Raw genomic sequence first — 19,797 nt, 5'->3', positions numbered from 1 at the left:
CATGGGGATCAGGCCAGCAAGGCATCGCGCGGACCCCGTCCCGCCGGATTGGAGCGTGGCAATGCCCGCCATCGAGCGGCGGCTTCTGGAAGTCCTCGCTGCCGCCGGGCCGGACCCTGCCGCAACACCGGCGAATCCCCGTGACTGTCTGGACCGTGCCTATGAAGCGGCCTACGCGGAGGACCACTATGGCGCGGTGACCTTGGCACGCCTGGGACTTGAGCAGGCTACCGAATCCGACACCGACACCGTGCTGGCGTTGTATTCGGTCCTGATAGCCGTTGCCCAGATCCAAGACCAGACTTCGGACGCGGAGTACTACCTGGCGCAGCGGGTAGACCGGCTGCGCCGTGCCGGACGCAAAGTCCAGGCATCCGTCGAGGCTGACCTTGGGACGGTCCTCTTCCGCGAAGCGACCGCCGCGGAACTGCCCGTGCTGGAAGCGGCATTGGAGCAGCTTCAGGCAACCAAGGCCCCCGTCGGCGTCCTGGCCGACGTCAAGCTGGCCATCGCCGTCGCGCATTCGCAAAAAGGGGTCCGGTCAACGGCGGTCGCCCTGCTTGAGGACGCGGTTGAGGGTTATGCCGCCGGCGAGCGCACCGACAGTCTCGCCGGGGCGCTGATGTATCTGGCGCATACCTATCTGCAGCTGGACCAGCCCGGGCAAGCCGTCGCCGCCGCAGACCGGCTGCTCGCCATTCCGGCCAACCGTGCACTGGCGGCCTCCATGTGGCTGCTGAAAGCCAACCTCGTCAACACCGGGGAGCACGACGACGAAGCCATCGAGTATGCCCTGACGGCCCTTGAGCTCTACGCTGCCTGCGGTGTCCGGAAGGGCGCCATTTCCGCCGCGGTCGTCGTGGCACAGCTGTGTGCTGCCGCCGGCGACGCGGAGAGTTCGGTACTGGCGTGGCGCGCGGCCGTGCAGCAGGCCGAACGCGGCGAAGTCCAGGAGGAACTGACGCTGCGTCTGGCGCTGGGCAACCAACTGCTGGAGGCGGAGGAGTATGAACTCGCTGCCCAGGTGCTGGGCAAGCTGCTGCAGCGCCAGCGGCTGATCGAGGCCCCGCACTCGGACAAGGCCCGCACCCTGATGAGCCTGGGGCATGCACACCGCCATGCCGAACGCACGGCCGACACCCTGGACTGCTGGCGCGAGGCAGTAGCGGAGTTCACCGGCGGCGGAGAGTACGGCGAGGCTGCACGGTCGCTGCTGGCCATCGGCACCTTGTTGTCGCGGGAAGACCATGACGCGGACGCGATCGTCTGCTTCGAGGCGGCCGTTGCTGCCGCCCGCAAATCTTCCGACGACGCAGCGGCCCTGCCGCAGGCCCTCCATGCCCTCGGCCATGCGATGTGCGAAGCCGGCGACCAGGACGGCATCGCCCAGCTGGACGAGGCAATCCGGCTGGCGCGGGACTACGGGGCGCATTGGTACGAGGCGGACTATAGCGACACCAGGGCCCGCGGGCTCTGGGCCCTCGACCACGGCCCGGCGGCGGTCTCCGCTGCCCTGCAGGCCGCGGACCTTTACTCCGCAGCGGACGACGCGGCGTCGGCCGGCAATTCCGAACTTTTCGCCGCGCATGTCCTGGCGGAGCTTGACCGTCCCGCGGACGCGGTGCCGATGTTCCGGATGGTGCTGGCCCAGCCCGACATCAGCCGGATGCTGCGTGTGGCTGCCAACCTGGGGCTGTCATCGGCCCTGGATTCGCTCGGCCGCAAGGATGAAGCCGAGGAGGCACGCCGCGCGGCGGAAGAGGCGGCCGAGGACTGACGCTTCTCATATTCGTCTCATCTTGCCTCGGAATACTTGAAGCATGCAGCGCGCGACCATCCGTTATCTGCTCACGGCCGTTGCCATCGTCCTCGGTATGGGGCTGGCAGGTTATGCCGTGGCGAGTACCCTCCGCAGCCCCGACCCCTCCGATCTGGGTCCGTCGATAGTGTTCACCCCCTCCCCTTCGGCGTCCAGCGCGCCGGCTGAATCGCCGGATGCCGGTTCCGCAGACAACGCTTCGGCAGAACCGGACGCCGGTCGGCCTTCGAAGCCCGCAGCACCGCCGGACCCTGACCCGGCACCAGCGCCTGCCCCAGCACCAGCCCCCGCGCCGCCGCCCGCTCCCGCTCCGCCACCTGCTCCTGCCCCCGTCCCGGTACCGCCCGCACCACCGATCGATTACGACGACGGAGACGACGATTTCGATGATGACGACGGCGATGCCGATGACGACTAAAATCAACATGATGATGACCGGGACGGATGTTTAGGCGCCTGGACGGCCTGTCCGTCCGCACCCGTGTCCTCGCGGCCGTACTCGCACTTTCCGCCCTGGGCCTCGCGGTAGCCGGCGGCGTGCTCTTTGGTCTCCAGCGCGGCCAGATCAATCAACGCATCGATGACTCGCTGAGGCGGTCCGTCGAAGAGTTCGACACCCTGGCCGACATCGGCATCGACCCCGAAACGGGACAGGAATTCACCCGCGGCAGCCAGTTGGTACGCACCGTCATGGCGCGCACTGCACCGGCAGAGAACGAGGGCATGGTTGGCATCGTTGACGGACAGGTTGCGTTGACCGCCAACAACTCGGTCGAATTGCGGTTGGAAAACGACCACGAACTCATCGACAAGGTCGTGGCCCAGCCGGAGACGGAGCGGATCATCCTCACCTCCATCAAGACCGGGCAGACCACTTACCGCGCCGTGACCGTCCCTGTCCAGCTGTCCTCGGACCCCACCCACAGTATTTTTTTGCTGGCCTTCGACTACGATGCGGAACTCGAGGAGCTCGGCGACAACTTCCGGACCTACACGTTGATCAGCCTGGCGGCGCTTGTGCTCATTTCGGGCGTAGGTTGGCTGGTGGCCGGGAGGTTGCTGGCACCGGTCCGGCTGGTGCGGGAAACCGCACAGAAGATCACCGAAACCGATCTGTCCCGCCGCATCCCGGTCAGCGGGAACGATGACCTCTCCGAACTCTCCCAGACCTTCAACGAGATGCTGGACCGGCTCCAGGGCTCGATGACAGCCCAGCGCCAGTTGCTCGACGACGTCGGACATGAGCTGCGAACGCCGATCACCATCGTCCAGGGGCACCTGGAACTGCAGGACTCGTACGATCCGGAAGACGTTGACTCCGTCCGCGCTATTGCGCTCGACGAACTGGACCGCATGCGGCTGCTGGTCGACGACCTTGTTACGCTCGCGGGCGCCGAACGTCCGGAATTCGTCAAACCCCGCCCACTGGAGGTCGGGCAACTGACGGATGATGTGCTGGACAAGGCCAGGACACTGGGCGACCGGCGGTGGGTTGTCGACTCCCGCGCCGAACACATGTGGAGCCTCGATCCCAAACGCATGACCCAGGCCTGGCTGCAGCTGGCGGCGAATGCCGTCAAGTTTTCCCCAATAGGTTCAACCATTGCCGTTGGCTCCCGGGCCGTCCCCGGGGAACTGCGCCTATGGATCCGTGACGAGGGTGCCGGGATCGCCCCCGAAGACCAGGGCCGGATCTTCGCACGCTTCGCCCGTGGCGCCAACGGGACCAGGGCCGAAGGATCCGGGTTGGGATTGACCATCGTCAACGCCATCGCCCATGCCCACGGCGGGCGCGTTGAACTGGCCAGCGCACCCGGACACGGTTCCACTTTCACTATCGTTATCCAAGAACGCCAGCCCGAGCAGGAGGAGCCAGCATGAGCCAGATTCTGGTTATCGAAGACGAGGTCAGGATCAGTTCGTTTGTCGCCAAGGGCCTGAAGTCGGCCGGTTACGTGCCCACTGTTGCAGCCACCGGCCGTGAAGGTTACCACCTGGCCATGACGGGTGACTTCGAGCTGATTGTGCTGGATCTCGGCCTGCCGGACCAGGATGGTTTTACGGTGCTCCGCCGGATCCGCGAGGCCAGGAACGACACTCCGGTCATTATCCTGACCGCACGCAGTTCCGTCGACGACACAGTCGCCGGCCTCGAAAACGGTGCCGACGACTACATGGCTAAGCCCTTCCGCTTTGAAGAGCTGCTCGCCCGGGTCCGCTTACGGCTGCGAACGGAAGCACCGACGTCGGACATGAGCACCCTCAGCAGCGGAAACCTGCAGCTCGATCTGCGCACCCGGCGTGCCACCATTGACGGCAAAGAGATCGACCTGTCGGCCCGCGAATTCGCTTTGGCTGAGGCCTTCCTGCGCAACCCCGGCCAGGTGCTCAGCCGCGAACAGCTACTCTCCCGCGTCTGGGGCTACGATTTCGATCCAGGTTCCAATGTGGTCGATGTGTACGTGCGTTACCTGCGCAACAAGCTTGGCGCCGAGCGCTTCGCCACCGTGCGGGGCATGGGTTACCGGCTGGCCGCGGACAGCTGAACTGCTTCGGCAGCAAGCCGCTCCGCGATGGTCAGGCGCTGCAGGGCGTCCAGTTGCCAGCCTTCGCCCTGGCCAAAGGTCTTCGCGCCGGCCACCAGGGATAAAGCCACCCCGGCCGAGCGGCCTCTCAGCCCTGCCGGATCAACAGCTTCGTCAAAGGCGCGCAGATAACGCTCCATGACCTGCGGCACGTGAACATATCCCTCATGAACAGCCGGCAGCACCGCCAGATGTCCGATGAGGCAGGCAAGATCATCGATCCGGTGGCCTGGCCCCAGCGAGTCCACGTCCAGCACTCCGGTGACCGTGCGCCCATCGATCAGCAGATTCGCTTCGTAGAAGTCGCCGTGCGTTGGAACCAACGGTCCAGGCTTCGTTTCCGCCAGCACCTTCGAGATCTTCTCCTCCAGGCGGAAAATCCGTTCCTGCTCCTGCGGCAGAGCGGCCGCCGCGGCCCGCGCGTAGTCCGCCGCGCGTTCGGCCCACGCCGGGCGGCGGGACAGCTTCATCACCCCGACGGGCAGCCTGTCCAGAAGCTCCAGCAGGGTGTCTGGGTCCAGTTGGGACGCACCGTCATTCATCAGCGCTTGGGCCAGTGGCGTTCCCTGGACCTCGCGCAGCAGCACCACGCCGGTGGCCGGGCCGGGTATAAGCTCCGGCGACGGGAGTCCAGCCTCCGTGAGCAGCCGATGGCGCCGCAACAGCGCGTCGGCCTTGTCGGGGCGCACCACTTTAATGAACACACGCGATGCTCCCTGCGAGGCCTCCAGCACTGCCCGGCGGAGCGGACGGTAGTTGACCATCCGCAGGTCAGCGTCTCCGCTTCCGAAGGCCGCCCGTGCCATAGCGGCGGAATCGCAGGCTGTTGGCAACCCGGTCAACACCGGATCCGCGGGATACAGCCATGCGGTCAACGTGATAGTGCCGTCATCCAACCGGACCACGGGCACGCTGGTGTCCGGAACGGCCGAAGTGGTGATGCAGACGTATTCGGTGCGCACAGTTCCGTCAGGAACCTGCACGTCCACACTGTAGATTCCAGTTGCTCCGGCGCCCGGGCGGTGCTGCAGCTTGGCCAGTTTCCAAGCCTGAATACTCGCGCCGAGGGTGCCGACCGCGAGTTCCAGCGGTTGCTGCATCTTCGTGCTCTCCAGCAGGTCGATGCCGTCGGTCTCGGCCCGCATCAGGTCCCGGCTTGGAGCGTTCATACTCCTTTTCATATCATCCCGCCGCAGAAACGGCTCCCTCCGGCCGGGGAAAGGCAAAAGGCCCGCCCTTACCGGAGCGGACCCACTGATCGCCAGTTGCCAGGGCTGCGGTCCTCACGCCCGGCGCCGCTGAAGCACCGCATCCAGATTGATCTTGCCCGCCTGTGGCGCCGCTTCCTTGGCAGCCGGAGACACGCCGTCTTTCGAAGCGGCCGGCACGTCGGCCTTCGGAGCCACGGCTGCCTGTTTGATCGGCGTCTTCATCGTCGGTTTTTTTACTTCCGGGGCCGGCAGCGGTGCCGGGGCCGGCCGTTCCGCTTTGGCCGAGGCAACATACGTGGGCTTCGGCACTTCTACGGGCTGCCAGGTGGGACCGGATCCAGGCTCGGAATTTCCTGCGCTTTTTGACCCGGCTTCGGCTGCAACTTTGAGTGCCTCCGCCCGCAGTTCCTCCGGTGTCAAGCGCCGTGGTTCGGGGGCGGGAGCGGGTTCCTGCTTTTCAGAACCGGAGACAGCATCGGCTTCCGCTTCTGCCGCGTCGAAAAGCACGGTTTCCCGCTGCGGAAGTGGTGAAAGATGGTGGACCGGCGGATTCATCGCTTCTTCGAAGGCCCTGTTCACGCGGGCGGCGGCACGGCGGCGGCGGTCTCGCCGCACCAGCATACGCAGCATAAGGACGACGGCGGCGACAGCCAGCAGTGCGACCCCCGGGACACTGCCCGAGACCAGGCCGAAGAGCGCCAGTCCCCCGCCGATGACAAAAGTCAGCAATGCGGCGGTTCCCACCAGGGCCAACGCGGTGCGGCCGTAGCGGATGTTCAACGGCGCGGGCACACGTTGCTCCGGGGCAGCGCTCTCCGGGGCGACGCGCTCAGGCCCGGAGGCGGCGCGGGCTGTTCCGGAATGGGCGTTATTTTCCATGATGATCCCCTGAGCTGCACTGCCTGTGGCGGTGACGGGTCCTGAGTCGAATGATATTCCCTGGCCCGGGAGTGCCTCGGCCAGCGTTGCAGTTCCAAGAAAGCGAAGTAAATACGGTCCTACCCAGACAAGCCAAAGCCCCACGATCACTACGAAGATCACTGAGCTTTGAATGTCCACAATCAAAACCGTAGAAGCTAAAACATGCCGGGTGCGGCATTAGTCACGGTGTGTCGGCGAAAGTCACCGAAAATTGATAAACCAGCAGGTCAGCACGAACGTCCGCTGCTTTCGAGCCAGCCGGGAAGAAGTCCGTCCGGAACTTCCTCCGCAGTCAGCGCGAAAGACCTGTGATCGGCCCATGAACCATTGATGTGCAAGTAGCGGGGGCGCAGTCCTTCGTCCCGGAAGCCAAGTTTTTCCACTACCCTCAAGCTGGCAGAATTCTCCGGGCGGATGTTTATTTCCATCCGATGCAGCCCCAGGGCCTGAAAGCAGTGATCCGTGGCCATTGCTACCGCCGTTGGTGCGATACCGCGACCGGCCGAAGCCTGATCCACCCAGTAACCGAGCGTAGCCATCATGGCCGATCCCCAAACGATGCTGGACACAGTCAGCTGCCCGACGATCACCGGCGCCGCCCGGCCAGGCTGGACTTCGGTGATGACCCAGGGCAGCGCTGTTGCCAGCTTCGCCTGCCGGTTCAGCGACCGGACCATCTCGGCAAACTGCGGCAAGGAACCGTTGGGGTCGGGGTTGGAGGCTTCCCACGGAGCGAGCCAGGCCGCGTTCTGCTGGCGCAGTTGCAGCCACTCGCGCTTGTCACGACGGGAGATCGGACGCAGCGCCAAGCTACCGCACTCAACTCTGACGGGCCAGATGGCCGAACTCAGCACCGCCGCAGCCTGGTCTCAGCCCTGTGTGCCTTCGGAGAATTCCTTCAGCCAGGAGCGCAGGTCCTCACCGATGTCGGCGCGTTCCGAGGCGATGGTCACCACAGCCTTCAGGTAGCTCAGCTTGTCACCCGTGTCGTACCGCCGTCCGCGGAAAACGACGCCGTAGACGCCCCCGCCTTCTCCTTCGCGGGACGCGAGTGTTTCCAGTGCGTCGGTCAGTTGGATTTCGCCGCCCCTTCCGGGACCGGTCTCTTCCAGTACATCGAAGACCGACGGGTGCAGCACGTAGCGGCCGATGATGGCCAGGTTCGAGGGGGCCTCTTCGGGCGACGGCTTTTCGACCAGCCGGTTGACCTGCACGCAGTCGATACCGTCCATCTCGGTGACGTCGGCACAGCCATAGGCACTGATCTGCGCAGGCTCGACCTCCATCAGGGCGACAACGGATCCGCCGGTCTTCTCCTGGACGTCGATCATCCGGCGCAGCAGCTCATCGTTTTCGTCGATCAGGTCATCGCCGAGCAGCACGGCAAACGGCTCGTCACCAACGTGCTGGCGGCTGCGCAGCACGGCATGCCCCAGTCCCTTGGGATCGCCTTGGCGCACGTAGTGGATATCAGCCAGGTTCGATGCCTCGCGCACCAACGCCAGTTTGTCGAGGTCACCCTTTTCCTCGAGGACGAACTCGATGTTGGGCACGCGGTCGAAGTGGTCTTCCAGCGGCCGCTTGTTCCGTCCGGTGATCATCAGGATGTCCGTAATGTCCGCGCGGACCGCTTCCTCAACCACATACTGGATGGCCGGTTTGTCCACAACCGGCAGCATCTCTTTGGGCATGGCTTTGGTAGCGGGCAGGAAGCGGGTGCCGAGACCGGCGGCCGGAATGACGGCCTTGCGTACGGTGCGATGAGACTTCATGGAAATAAGATTACCCATCCGCAGCGTCAAAATATGAATTAGCATGACAGCTGCCGCCGAAGTGCTTTCGACGGCGGCGATGACCCCTTCGAACAAGGATTGCCGTGACTCCTCTGGATAAAGACTCCGCCCGTGCACACTTCCGCAAGCTGCGGCAGGATCTGCCGGAGACCGACCGGCGCGCGGCCGCCGAACAACTGGCCAACCATGTCATGGCGGGACTCGAAGCGGCCGGAGCGGAACGCGGCAGTACCATTGCCGGCTATCTCTCAACCGGCGCGGAACCCTCCACTGACCTGCTGCTGCCCGCCCTGACCCGGGCCGGCTACCGCGTGGTTGTCCCCGTCTGCGAGCCGGAGTACCAGCTCAGCTGGGTGCAGTGGTACGACGGCGTGGAGCTCGTCCGCAGTCCACGGGCCTGGGTCTACGAGCCAGTCGGGGAACGGCTGCCTTCAGCAATCATGGCCGATGTCCCGCTGATCCTGGTACCCGGCCTGGCGGTTGACGCCGATGGCAACCGGATAGGCCAGGGCGGCGGTTACTATGACCGGTTCCTGGCAGGTGTCGCCCGGCTGTCGGAGCAGCCCAAGGAAGTCGGCGTTTTTTATTCCCACGAAGTTGTCCCTCCCGGAACCTTCGAGGTCACTGAGCTGGACGCCCCGCTTGACGGTGCCGTGACTGCAGAGGGTTGGATATGGTTCGGTCCCGGGACAGTGTAGAATTAGCACTCGGAACTATCGAGTGCCAACCCAACGGGTGGCACGGACGTGTTCCGCGGGAATTTTCAGGAGGATTCAAGTGCCCACGTACGCCTATGCCTGCAAAGATTGCAGCCACGCTTTCGAGATCCAGCAGTCCTTCAGCGACAACTCGCTGAGCGTTTGCCCTGAGTGCAGCGGCAACCTGCGCAAAAAGTTCAACAGTGTCGGCGTCGTCTTCAAGGGTTCCGGTTTCTACCGGACCGATTCACGCGACACCAAGAGCACCAGCACGGTTCCGGCCGCCGGCAAGTCCGAAAGCCCGGCGTCGGCACCGGCAGCACCGGCCGCTGCTGCACCCGCTGCCAGCTAGAGAGCCTCCTTAGCAGTACACCACCCGGGGATGCCACGGCTCCCCGGGTGCTCTGCGTCCGATGAGGTTCCTTTCCTCCACAACGGAAACTACCGCTGCCCCCGTGCACAGTTCGCCGCAAGCCCCTGACGAACCGGTTCCCGGCGTCCTTACGGTGGCCCTATGCAGCATTCACCCCGGGCGGCCATCCCGCTCCTTGCCCGGCGTCTGGTCAGGCGCCATTACCGACTGATCGCAGCCGCCCTGCTTTGTGCAGCCGCCGGACTCACTGTCCATGAGCTCACTCCGGCCCCTCTGGAGACCGTTCCGGTGGTCACCGCGGCTGCGGACCTGCCCGCGGGGACCATCCTGGCCGATTCGGATCTGGTGACCGGCAGCCTTCCCGCCTCGGCCGTGCCGTCCGGGTCAACTGCTTCGGTCCACGACCTGGCGGGAAAACGTCTGGCCACCGCGCTGCGGGCCGGTTCCCCGGTCCTGGATACCTCCATCGTCGGCCCCGGGCTCCTGGCCGGCAGCCCGCCGGGCACTGTCGCGGTTCCGGTCAGACCCGCCGACCAGTCGACGGTCCAATTGCTCAGCCCCGGACAACGGGTGGACATCGTGCTCAGCACCGGCAACGGTTATGAGGAGCCGGCAGCCTCGGAAGTGCTGGCAAACGACGTGCCCGTGCTGTGGAAGGCAGGGAGCACCGCCGACGGTTCCGGGCTGCTGGGCCGCCAGGAAAGCGAAGGCCTCGTGGTGGTAGCAGCTTCACCGACCGAGGCCACGGCTCTGGCAAGTGCGTCGAGCCGGGGCAAGGTCTTCTTGGTACTTGTCGGTTAGGCGTCAGCTCCAGTGGGGCGGGCGCTGTTCCTTCAGCCAGGCGTCCCGGTCCTCGCGGCTGTCGCCCCAGGCCCTCGGATCGTCCTCTTTGGCCCGGTCCGGGATCGCACTGCCGCGAAGGGCCGCCGCGGCGGCCTTCCGTGTTTGCGGTTGCTGGTCCTGGAGTTCTGCCCGAGCCGCGGCGCCTTCCGTGGCGTCGCCACAATGGTCCGTGTCGTCTGCCTGCCGGTCCGCGGAACGTTCCGCAGGCTTATCATCCTTGGACACGTGCCTCCCCGTCCCTTCTTGATCCGGATCCTGTAGTCCCAAGTATCCTCCGATCAGCTGCGCGCACTTCTCCGGGTCGGCAAAAACCTCGATGGTCCACAAGGTCAGCGGACGCCATCCGAGCCGCTCCAGCAGCTGCGGCCGCAGCCGGCTCCGCTCGCGCACACTCATCTTCCGGTACTGCGGCGTGCCGTCCGACTCCAGCGCCACTGGCAGGGTCGGATGGTGGTCCCCCGGCTGCAGCAAGGGGTCTGCCGCTGCGACGATGTCCAGGATTCCCCGGTAGTGGTCCTGCACCTGTGCGCCACGGCTGCGGATCCGCTCAACCAGATCCGCGACGAGCGGATCTTCAATGCCGGCAGAGGCAGCTGATACTGCTACCCCGCCCGTACCGAGCTTCCGGTTGATCAGTTCATAGAAGTCGACGGCGCCATGGCTCAGCCGCTCGGGATCAAGGTCTTCCGGACGGAAACATGTCAGCACCCGCAGCGAACGCCGCGCCCGGGTCATAGCCATGGCGAACCGGCTCCGGCCATCCGGCTCCGACAATGGACCAAAGTTATGCACTGCCCGGCCATGCGGCGTGCGGCCGTAACCGAGCGAAAAGACGATGTCGTCACGGACCAGCCCGGAGGACCGCTCCACGGGAACCACACGGAAGGAATCCTCCGTCCGCTTGAAGAACTCCGAAGCCGCAGGGTAGTTCGGCATCTGCAGGCGGATCGCTTCTGCCACGCGTGCCGCATGGCGGACGGTGGAGGTGATGACGGCCAGCGAACGCTGGGGCCGGTGGCGTGCGTGTTCGAAGACCAGATCCACAACCCGGTTGATTTCCGCCGGGACGCTTTCAACGCCCTCATGCCCGGCACCGGGCAGCCCGGTACCGTCCGGCAGGTATTCCACCATCAGCCCGTCGCCGCCGGTAATTTCGCCGGCGGACGGCAGCCGGGTGACGGCGCCGTCGTAAAATTCCTTGCTCAACGACTGCGCCAGTTCCATATCGACCGCGCGGTACAACGTGGTCAGCGGCAGTACCGGCAGGACGCGTGCCAGCGCGTGGTAGCTGCTGATGACAGGATCCGTCTCGGCGCCGGGCGCCTGCTCACGCTTCCGGTCCACATTGACTTCGAACGGCTCCGCCGTACCCAGCTGGCCGTCGCCGAAGGCGATGACCTGCTCGGCCCGGGCCATGGCCCCGACCGCCGACTGCAGGCTGGTGGCTTCGGCGTCGAGAATGATGACGGCGTCGAAGCGTTTCTCGGCCGGCAGCACCATCGGCAGGACCAGCGGGGATGCGGCCCAGACCGGCATCAACGACGACACCAATTGGCCCGACTGCTCGCTCAGGGACCGCAGGGTCGGTTCGGAGGTCTTGAGCATCTCCCGCAGGCGCTCCGCCGCCTTGGGCTGGCTCTTGATGGCATGCCGCCAGTTCTGGGCCAGCTCCCAGCGCAGGCGTGCCGCGCCGGAAGCGATGTGGGCGTTATCGGCCAGCCGGTAGACCGCTTCCAGCTTGCGCAGGTTGTCGCCGTCGGACATGGCCAGGTAGTCGTCGCCGCTGATCATGGCTTCCAAGGCCGACTGCCACCAGGCAAGGTCCAGTTCGGCGCCGACATTCTCCGTGGCCACTTCACGTTCAGCCAGATCATCCAGCAGTTCACCCAGACCGTGCTCGCGCATCTGCTCCAGCAGCAGGGTCCGTTCCGGCAGGTTCACCAGCGTCTCGCGGTCGGCCGCCAGTGCTTCCAGCCGCTCCACCAGTGCGTCCTGGTCCAGGTCGGCCAGCAGCACGCCGTCGGCCGGTTCCGCCAGGAGCCCGGAAAGCTTCTGCAGGTTCTTGTGGATGCCGAGGTAGAAACTGTTCAGTTCCGCCAAACCGGACGGCACCGACGGGTGGCGCTGCGTAGTGGCGTATTCGGCCCACTTGCTGCGTTGCTGCTGAACGTCTGCCAGGGACTCGTGCAGGTCCGAGATATGAACACCGGGACGCACATATTCCTTGGCCACACGCCGCAGCCGGGAGCGGGTCATGGAGCTCATTTCGATACCGCGCTCGCGCCTCCAGCCGGAAGATGCCGTTGCGGAAATCAGGTCTGTGACCGGGCGGTCGAAAATGTCCGGCGTGAACTTGTCCAGGCTGCCGCGAACGGCGACCAGCAACAGGAGCTGCTGCCCCCATTCACGGAAGCTGGTGCCCAGGGAAATCTGGGAATGGTCCGCCACCCGGTTCATCTGCTCACGCAGTTTGGGGATGTCGCGGGCAAGATCCACAGACAGCTGGTGGGCGTCTTCGGTTTCCTTGCGGTTGAGCAGCTTGGCACCGAACCACGCGCTGGTGGTCGAGGACTTGCTGAAGCTGCCCAGTTCCGCCGCACGGCGCAGCCGGCCGGTCAGTTCGGCGCGGTCGGCGATGTTGTCCAGCACGGAGCGCTTAAGCCGGACGGTGGTGGCCGGTGCCGGATCCAGCGAGACCAGCTTGGCCAGCGACTGCATGGCCTGGTACGGCGAGCAGTTCCAGCGCTTGCGGACATTGTGCAGCGACTGCACATGGTCCATCAGCTGGTGGCGGTGGTCAATGAGGGTGGTGTGCAGTTTTTCCAGCTGCGGCGCCGTGGCCTGCTCGTTGCGCATGATGGCCCGGACCAGCTGGTCCTTGAGCTGCTGGCTGGTGATGTTGGCGTTCAGCTGCAGCACCAGGGAGCCGAGCTTGAGCTCGTCGAGCTGCTTGGCGAACTGGTTCAGCGTGGTGCGCCGCTCCGCGACCACCAGGACGGATTTGCCTTCGAAGGCCAGCGTCGCCGCGGCGTTGATGGCGGTCTGGGTCTGGCCAGTTCCCGGCGGCGCCGAGACGACCACCGAATGGCCGCTCTGGACCAGGTCAAGGATCTTCTGCTGGGCGGGATCCGCGTCCAACACCAGGAACTCGTCCTGCGGTGAGCGCTCGTCCAGCGGCGGCAGGTCCACCTCCGGCACGGGCACGTGGTAGCCGGTTTCCGGGTCCAGATCCGCTGCCATCATGGCGTTCAGCAGCGGGTGCGCGGAATCGAGGGCGGAGGTATCGGCAATGTTCGATACATCGGCGAAGGTGGAGACCAGGAGGTGGTGCTCGATGGTCATGCTGCGCACATCCTGGGTCAGCGACCGCAGCCGCTCCAGCACCGGATGCGGGTCGAACCGCGCGGTGCTGTAAGCCAGCCGGGCCACGCCTTCGGGGTCGATGTCGACGCCCTGTTCGGCTTCAAGGTGCCTCACCAGTGCCGGGTTGAGCCGGGCCTGGTCGGTGAGCTGGAGTTCGAAGTCATCCTGGCTGGGCCGGACCGTCAGCGCCACCGGGGTGAGCATGATCGGGGCGTTCAGCGTCTCGGACCGGCCTACCTCGGGAACACGCCAGGAGGCGGTGCCCGCAGCAAGATAGCCGACGTCGATGCCGCGCTCCGTGCTGAGCTCAAAGATTTTGGAACGCAGGCTGCGGGCCGTCTTCATCGCCGCCGAGTACTGGGCCTGGTCCCGCAGCAATGTGGACAGCCGCGTGCGCCGGCCGGTCAGCAGCTGGGCAAGACCGGACGGATGGGCATGGGTGAGGTCGATGCTGTTCGTCGAGGACGGCGCGAAGTACAGCAGGGTATCTGTTCCCGCGTGCTGGCCCAGCTGTTTCAGCCAGTGCGTCAGAATATCCTCGGCAGCCTCGTCAGTGCGATCGCGCGACACGGCTACTCTCTTTTCTTCACTCTCGGGCACAAGCCTTGACCAAATTGGCATGTGTCTCAAACTATCGGATAGGACATGGCAAACGGGTGACCGCAACACTCCCCGGCTGAATTTGCCGGGGAGTTCACAGCTTTACCTGCTGCGAGGCTGCGGCCACCCGTCGGCGTTACTCCCACTCAATGGTTCCCGGCGGTTTGCTGGTGACATCAAGAACCACACGGTTCACGCCGTCGACCTCGTTAGTGATGCGGTTGGAGATCCGCGCCAGCAGGTCGTAAGGCAGCCGGGACCAGTCAGCGGTCATGGCGTCCTCGCTGGAGACGGGGCGGAGCACAATCGGGTGGCCGTAGGTGCGGCCGTCGCCCTGGACCCCGACGCTGCGCACGTCGGCGAGCAGCACCACCGGCATCTGCCAGACTTCGTTGTCCAGGCCGGCAGCGGTCAGCTCAGCGCGGGCAATCGCGTCCGCCTTGCGCAGCAGCTCCAGTCGCTCGGCGGTGATGTCGCCGACGATGCGGATGCCCAGCCCCGGACCGGGGAACGGCTGGCGGCCCACGATCTCGGCCGGCAGGCCCAGCTGGGCGCCAACGGAACGCACCTCGTCCTTGAACAGTGTGCGCAGCGGCTCCACCAGTTCGAACTGCAGATCCTCGGGCAGACCACCGACATTGTGGTGGCTCTTGATGTTCGCAGCGCCCTCGCCGCCGCCAGACTCGACGACGTCCGGGTACAGGGTGCCCTGGACCAGGAATTTGATGCTCTCGCCCTCGGCTGCCGCTTCGGCGATGATGGCACGCTCGGCCTCTTCGAAGGCGCGGATGAACTCGCGGCCGATGATCTTGCGTTTGGTTTCCGGATCACTGACACCGGCCAGCGCGCTCAGGAAGCGCTCCTGCTCGTTGGCCACATACAGCTTCACGCCGGTGGCGGCGACGAAGTCCCGCTCCACCTGTTCGGCTTCGCCTTCGCGCAGCAGACCATGGTCCACGAACACACAGGTCAGCTGGTCGCCCACGGCGCGCTGCACCAGGGCGGCGGCCACGGCGGAGTCCACGCCGCCGGAGAGTCCGCAGATCACGCGCGACGTGCCGACCTGCTCGCGGATGCGCTCGACCTGTTCTTCGAGAATATTGCCGGTGGTCCAGTTCGGCTCCACCTTGGCGCCCTTGAACAGGAAGTTCTCCAGAACCTGCTGGCCGTGGGCCGAGTGCTTGACCTCCGGGTGCCACTGCACGCCGTACAGCGCCTTCGCCTCGTTCGCGAAGGCGGCCACCGGGGCGCCGGCCGTGCTGGCGAGGACCTCGAAGCCCTCCGGAGCTTCGTGCACCGAGTCGCCGTGGCTCATCCAGGTGTTCTGCGTTTCGGGCACACCTTCGAGAATGGAGCGCGCCTGGCCCACCGTGGTGGTGTCCGTGGCACCGTATTCGCGGAGTCCGGTCTGGGCGACCTTGCCGCCGAGGGCGTTTGCCATGGCCTGGAAGCCGTAACAGATGCCCAGAACCGGGACGCCGGCTTCGAACAGGTCGGCGCCGACGCGCGGTGCGCCGTCGGCGTAGACGCTGGACGGCCCGCCGGAGAGGATGATTGCGGCCGGGTTCTTGGCCAGCAGCTGCTCTGTGGTGTGGGTGTGCGGAACGATTTCGGAATACACGTTGGCCTCGCGTACGCGGCGTGCGATCAGCTGCGCATACTGGGCCCCGTAGTCAACGACAAGTACGGGCCGGTGGTCCGTGGCGGCGGGGGCTGGATTAGTCACCCACTAAGGATAGTCGCCGCGCGCGGCTGCTTGCACATTGGCCTCAGGCGGCGCCGTCGGGCGTACGGTTCCGGCTGATCCGAATGTTCCGATGGCCCCGGCGGTCCCCGCTGTCCCGGCTGTTAACGTCAACGGACGACGGCGGGTGGATACCGCCGTCGTCCGCTTGGGTTTTTGGTCGCTTAGGTTTAAACCATGGCTTAGTAGCGCTTGGCCGCTTCGGGATGCTCGGCCAGGTCTTCTTCCACCTGCCGGTGGACGCGCTTTTCCAGCAGGATCGAGAGGAACGGGATGACGCCGCCCAAGGCGATCAGGATAAACCGGGTGAACGGCCAGCGCATCAAGGACCACAGGCGGAAATCGGCGATCAGGTACAGCACGTACAGCCAGCCGTGGGCAATCAGGACGGCGATGGAGAGATTGACGCCTTCAACCACGGACGGTTCCGCCTGCGCCAGGCCGAGCGCGAAAGTCTCCCCGGTGAGCGTATTGGTGGCTCCGGCGAAGAGGAACAGGTTGAAGCCGTAGCGCAGGATCATCTCGGCACAGAGCAGCAGCAGCATGATGCCGGTGATGTAGGAAGTGACCTTGTAGAACGTCAGCGCCGAGCGGATCTGCGCGTGCGTGCCGCCGTAACGCCGCTTGGCAGGGCGGGCCTTGGCGGGAGCTTGCGGGGCATCCGGGTTCGGCTGGTTCACGTTATCTGTCACTTGCTTACCTCGTTGTTTTTATCGGTGCCGCCCTGAAGGCCGGCCAGATAGCGGGCCTCTTCGGCGGCGAATTCTTCGTCCTCGAGCGTCCGGCGGTAGTCGTCGGCGACGAGCCGCCACCAGAGGAAGATGGCGAAGCCGGCGAAGACTACCCACTCCACCGCGTAGAAGATGTTCATCCAGTTAACCGGCGTCTCCTGCGGCTGCGGGTCCACGACAACCGGTTCCATGGCGGTGCCGGCGGTGGCCGTGCCAAGATCCTCGCCCGCCACGGTGAAGTCGGTGCCGACCACAAAGCCTGGATACGCCGGGGCATTCCAGACATTGATCAGTTCAGCCACGGACAGGGTGGACACTTCCCCCGGAGGGGTCTGCCCCGGGACCGGCGCTTCGGTCGGCAACAGCCGTCCGACGACAGACGCCTGACCTTCCGGTGCAGTAGTCGCATCCGCCGGATCCGCCACCCAACCGCGGACTACGGGGATAAGAACCTCTTCGCCGTTCTGTTCGGGAGCACCGTCAACGGTAAACGCGGTGACTACCCAGTACCCCTCCTCGCCGTCCTGCAGCCGGGTCTGCACCAGCACCTGGTCCGCCGGACGGAACCGGCCGTCGAGACTGACCATCTGGTCGGCCTGGGACATATGCATCGGAGTGCCGGGTTCAAAGACCTCGATCAGCGGCTGGACGGTTTCGGTCTGGCCTGGCGGCGGCGGGGACTCGTTTTGAGATGCAGAAAACTGCCACTGGCTCAAGAGTACAAAGACTGTCGAAACGACCAGTGCCAGCACCAACGCCGCGATCCAGCGGGGCTTCAGGGCAGTTTTCAGCACCCATTAACCCTACTTCGTGCCTCTGTAGAAAACGAATCTGCCCGCGGCTCTTCGCCACCGTCGGCGGGATGCCTCAGGAATCGGAGAAGTCGATCGTGGAGTTGATCAGCTCGGCAATCACGCCCTGGTCATAGGCCCGGCGCAGCGACTCACGGAAGTTCTCTTTCATCAGGGACCGCGCCAGTGTGGCCAGCACCTCCAGGTGCTCCGAAAACGAGGCGGCCGGCGTTGCCATCAGCAGCACGAGGTTGGCTGGTCCGTCCACGGCACCGAAATCGAGGCTGTGGCCGAATTTCGTCACCCCCACGGCGATGGAGGTGTGCTGCACGAACTCGCTGCGCGCGTGCGGCAGGCCCACGCCGCCGGGCAGCCCGGTGGCCAACTGGTGTTCCCGGGCATTGACCTGTGCCAGAAAACCGTCCAGATCCGAGATACGGCCGGCTGCATGCAGTGTTCCGGCGAGCTGCGCGGCGGCGTCCTGCTTGTCCGCCGCCACCAGGTCCAGCAGCACCAGGGCCGGCGTGGTCAGTTCGAGTTCAGTCATCGGCATCTGTGCCTCCATCCGTGCACACTGCCGGTCCCTCAGCTGAGCGGGACAATGTCGTCCACACCCATGCGCGCGCTGTCGGCCGAGATATCGTCCGGCTGTTCCTGGCTGAGCCGCTCGGCTTCCACTCTGGCAAGGTAGTGCTTGACTTCCCGCGCTTCCTGCTCGTCGCTCCAGTGCAGCAGCGGCGCCATGAGGGCCGCTACTACGGGGGCGGCGGAGATACCGCGGTCCCAGGCCTCAATGGAGATCCGGGTACGCCTGGTGAGCACGTCATCGATGTGGCGGGCACCCTCATGCGTGGTGGCGTAGACGATTTCTGCCTGCAAATAGTCATCCGCGCCCGGCAGCGGCTCCGCCAGTTCGGGACTGCCTGTGATGATGTCCAGCACTTCATCCGTCATGGAGCCGTAGCGGTTGAGCAGGTGCTCCACCCGTGCCACATGGATCCCCGCACGGTCGGCCATGCGGCTGCGCTTGTTCCACTTCGCCTTGAACCCGGAGGCTCCGAGCAGCGGAACAATCTCCGTGCAGCTCGGCGGCACACGCTCGTCCAAGGCACGCGCGGCTTCGTCCACCGCGTCCCTGGCCATGACCCGGTAGGTGGTGTACTTGCCGCCCGCCACCACTACCAGCCCGGGAACGGGATGGGCGACAACGTGTTCGCGCGAGAGCTTTGCCGTGTCGTCGTTTTCGCCAGCCAGCAGCGGCCGCAGTCCGGCGTATACGCCTTCCACGTCTTCGCGGGTCAGGGGGCGGCTGAGCACCTGGTTCACGTGCTCGAGCAAATAGTCGATGTCCTTGGACGACGCCGACGGGTGTGCCTTGTCCAGGTCCCAGCCCGTATCCGTGGTGCCGATGATCCAATGCCGGCCCCAGGGGATGACGAACAGCACGGACTTTTCGGTCCGCAGGATCAGCCCCACGGTGGACTGGAAGCGGTCCCGGGGCACCACCAGGTGGATCCCCTTTGAGGCCCGCACTTTCAGCTGGCCGCGCTCGGTGACCATGGCTTGGGTTTCGTCGGTCCAGACTCCGGTGGCATTGACCACCTGTTTGGCCCGGATGTCGAACTCGGTGCCGTCTTCCTGGTTGCGGACGCGCGCTCCGACCACGCGTTCGCCCTCGCGCAGGAAGTTGATGACTTTCAGCCGGTTGGCGGCATGCGCCCCGTACTCCGCCGCCGTCCGGACCAGGTTGACCACGAACCGCGCGTCGTCGACCTGTGCGTCGTAGTAGCGGATGGAGCCAACGAAGACGTCCTTCTTCAGGCTCGGAGCCGCGCGCAAGGTGCCATGCCGCGACAGGTGCTTGTGGAACGGCATTCCGCGGCCGTGCCCGCTGGCCACCGACAATGCATCATAAAGCGCGACGCCGGCGCCCACGTAGGGACGCTCGACGAACCGTTTGGTCAGCGGATAGAGGAAAGGCACCGGGCGGACCAGATGCGGCGCGATGCGCTGCAGCAGCAGGCCGCGTTCCTGCAGGGCTTCACGGACCAGGGCAAAGTCCAGCATCTCCAGGTAGCGCAGCCCGCCGTGGATGAGCTTGGAGGACCGGGAGGACGTGCCGGACGACCAGTCCCGGGCTTCCACGATGCCGACGTCGAGGCCGCGGGTGACGGCGTCCAGTGCAGCGCCGGCGCCGACCACTCCCCCGCCGACTATCAGTATGTCCAGTTCCCGGTCGTGCTCCTGCGTGGCCCGCAGGGCGGCCAGGGCCTCCTCACGGCTTTCAGGACTCATGGCTCCGGAACTCATACTTAGTCAGCCTCC

17 protein-coding genes are annotated in these 19,797 nt (G+C 65.5%); 7 read left to right on the top strand and 10 right to left on the bottom strand.

Annotation, left to right across the window (positions count from 1 at the left end; genetic code table 11):
* The first annotated feature begins 55 nt into the window (after positions 1-55).
* From HGO92_RS08790 to HGO92_RS08775, 4 genes are read left to right on the top strand one after another with little or no spacing between them, the layout of a single operon-like run.
* Positions 56-1,777, top strand: coding sequence for a tetratricopeptide repeat protein (locus tag HGO92_RS08790; RefSeq protein WP_169993821.1), 1,722 nt, complete (start codon positions 56-58; stop codon positions 1,775-1,777).
* 43 nt (positions 1,778-1,820) lie between these two features.
* Complete coding sequence (locus HGO92_RS08785; protein WP_169993819.1) at positions 1,821-2,237, top strand: hypothetical protein; 417 nt, start codon at positions 1,821-1,823, stop codon at positions 2,235-2,237.
* A gap of 26 nt (positions 2,238-2,263) precedes the next feature.
* Positions 2,264-3,700 (top strand): sensor histidine kinase, encoded by a 1,437-nt coding sequence (locus HGO92_RS08780; protein ID WP_240974520.1) that lies wholly within the window; start codon positions 2,264-2,266, stop codon positions 3,698-3,700.
* Positions 3,697-4,365, top strand: coding sequence for a response regulator transcription factor (locus HGO92_RS08775; RefSeq protein WP_169993817.1), 669 nt, complete (start codon positions 3,697-3,699; stop codon positions 4,363-4,365). The genes HGO92_RS08780 and HGO92_RS08775 overlap by 4 nt, the downstream gene beginning before the upstream one ends.
* Here HGO92_RS08775 and HGO92_RS08770 read toward each other — a convergent pair.
* From HGO92_RS08770 to galU, 4 genes are all read right to left on the bottom strand, one after another.
* Positions 4,341-5,573, bottom strand: a complete 1,233-nt coding sequence (locus HGO92_RS08770) for an aminoglycoside phosphotransferase family protein (protein ID WP_240974519.1) — start codon at positions 5,571-5,573, stop codon at positions 4,341-4,343. The two genes, HGO92_RS08775 and HGO92_RS08770, sit on opposite strands and share 25 nt — an antisense overlap.
* Positions 5,574-5,687: 114 nt before the next feature.
* The gene (locus tag HGO92_RS08765) at positions 5,688-6,494 is read right to left on the bottom strand and encodes a hypothetical protein (protein ID WP_169993815.1); all 807 of its coding nucleotides are present in this window, start codon (positions 6,492-6,494) and stop codon (positions 5,688-5,690) included.
* Positions 6,495-6,763: 269 nt separating this feature from the next.
* Entirely contained in the window at positions 6,764-7,387 is a 624-nt protein-coding gene (locus tag HGO92_RS08760) for a GNAT family N-acetyltransferase (protein ID WP_205834341.1), read from the bottom strand.
* Positions 7,388-7,405: 18 nt separating this feature from the next.
* Positions 7,406-8,308, bottom strand: coding sequence for a UTP--glucose-1-phosphate uridylyltransferase GalU (gene galU / locus HGO92_RS08755; RefSeq protein ID WP_169993811.1), 903 nt, complete (start codon positions 8,306-8,308; stop codon positions 7,406-7,408).
* Between the two features lie 104 nt (positions 8,309-8,412).
* Between galU and HGO92_RS08750 the strand changes: the two genes are divergently transcribed.
* The 3 genes from HGO92_RS08750 (at position 8,413) to cpaB (ending at position 10,201) form a co-directional block, all read left to right on the top strand.
* A complete protein-coding gene (locus HGO92_RS08750) occupies positions 8,413-9,027 on the top strand; it encodes a 5-formyltetrahydrofolate cyclo-ligase (RefSeq protein ID WP_169993809.1) in 615 nt (204 codons plus the stop codon).
* A 79-nt stretch (positions 9,028-9,106) separates the two neighbouring features.
* Positions 9,107-9,379: an FmdB family zinc ribbon protein gene (locus HGO92_RS08745; protein ID WP_169993807.1), complete on the top strand. Its 273-nt coding sequence runs from the start codon at positions 9,107-9,109 to the stop codon at positions 9,377-9,379.
* A gap of 162 nt (positions 9,380-9,541) precedes the next feature.
* Positions 9,542-10,201, top strand: coding sequence for a Flp pilus assembly protein CpaB (cpaB, locus tag HGO92_RS08740; protein ID WP_169993805.1), 660 nt, complete (start codon positions 9,542-9,544; stop codon positions 10,199-10,201).
* 3 nt (positions 10,202-10,204) lie between these two features.
* Here the strand turns inward: cpaB and HGO92_RS08735 are convergent, their stop codons facing one another.
* The 6 genes from HGO92_RS08735 to HGO92_RS08710 form a co-directional block, all read right to left on the bottom strand.
* Entirely contained in the window at positions 10,205-14,227 is a 4,023-nt protein-coding gene (locus tag HGO92_RS08735; protein ID WP_169993803.1) for a DUF4011 domain-containing protein, read from the bottom strand.
* Positions 14,228-14,342: 115 nt separating this feature from the next.
* Entirely contained in the window at positions 14,343-15,932 is a 1,590-nt protein-coding gene (gene guaA, locus HGO92_RS08730) for a glutamine-hydrolyzing GMP synthase (RefSeq protein ID WP_169993801.1), read from the bottom strand.
* A 200-nt stretch (positions 15,933-16,132) separates the two neighbouring features.
* Positions 16,133-16,630 carry a DUF3817 domain-containing protein gene (locus tag HGO92_RS08725; protein ID WP_139004928.1) on the bottom strand — a complete coding sequence of 166 codons (498 nt, stop codon included), beginning with the start codon at positions 16,628-16,630 and terminating at the stop codon, positions 16,133-16,135.
* Between the two features lie 8 nt (positions 16,631-16,638).
* Entirely contained in the window at positions 16,639-17,475 is an 837-nt protein-coding gene (locus HGO92_RS08720) for an SURF1 family protein (protein WP_346768894.1), read from the bottom strand.
* A gap of 73 nt (positions 17,476-17,548) precedes the next feature.
* Positions 17,549-18,025 (bottom strand): PTS sugar transporter subunit IIA, encoded by a 477-nt coding sequence (locus HGO92_RS08715; protein ID WP_240974518.1) that lies wholly within the window; start codon positions 18,023-18,025, stop codon positions 17,549-17,551.
* A 32-nt stretch (positions 18,026-18,057) separates the two neighbouring features.
* Positions 18,058-19,782, bottom strand: a complete 1,725-nt coding sequence (locus HGO92_RS08710; RefSeq protein ID WP_169993798.1) for a glycerol-3-phosphate dehydrogenase/oxidase — start codon at positions 19,780-19,782, stop codon at positions 18,058-18,060.
* Positions 19,783-19,797: the final 15 nt, after the last annotated feature.

This window comes from Crystallibacter degradans (assembly GCF_012952295.1).
GTDB lineage: Bacteria > Actinomycetota > Actinomycetes > Actinomycetales > Micrococcaceae > Crystallibacter > Crystallibacter degradans.
The sequence above is the reverse complement of the archived record's forward strand: the minus strand, read 5'-3'. Positions and strand labels throughout refer to the sequence as shown.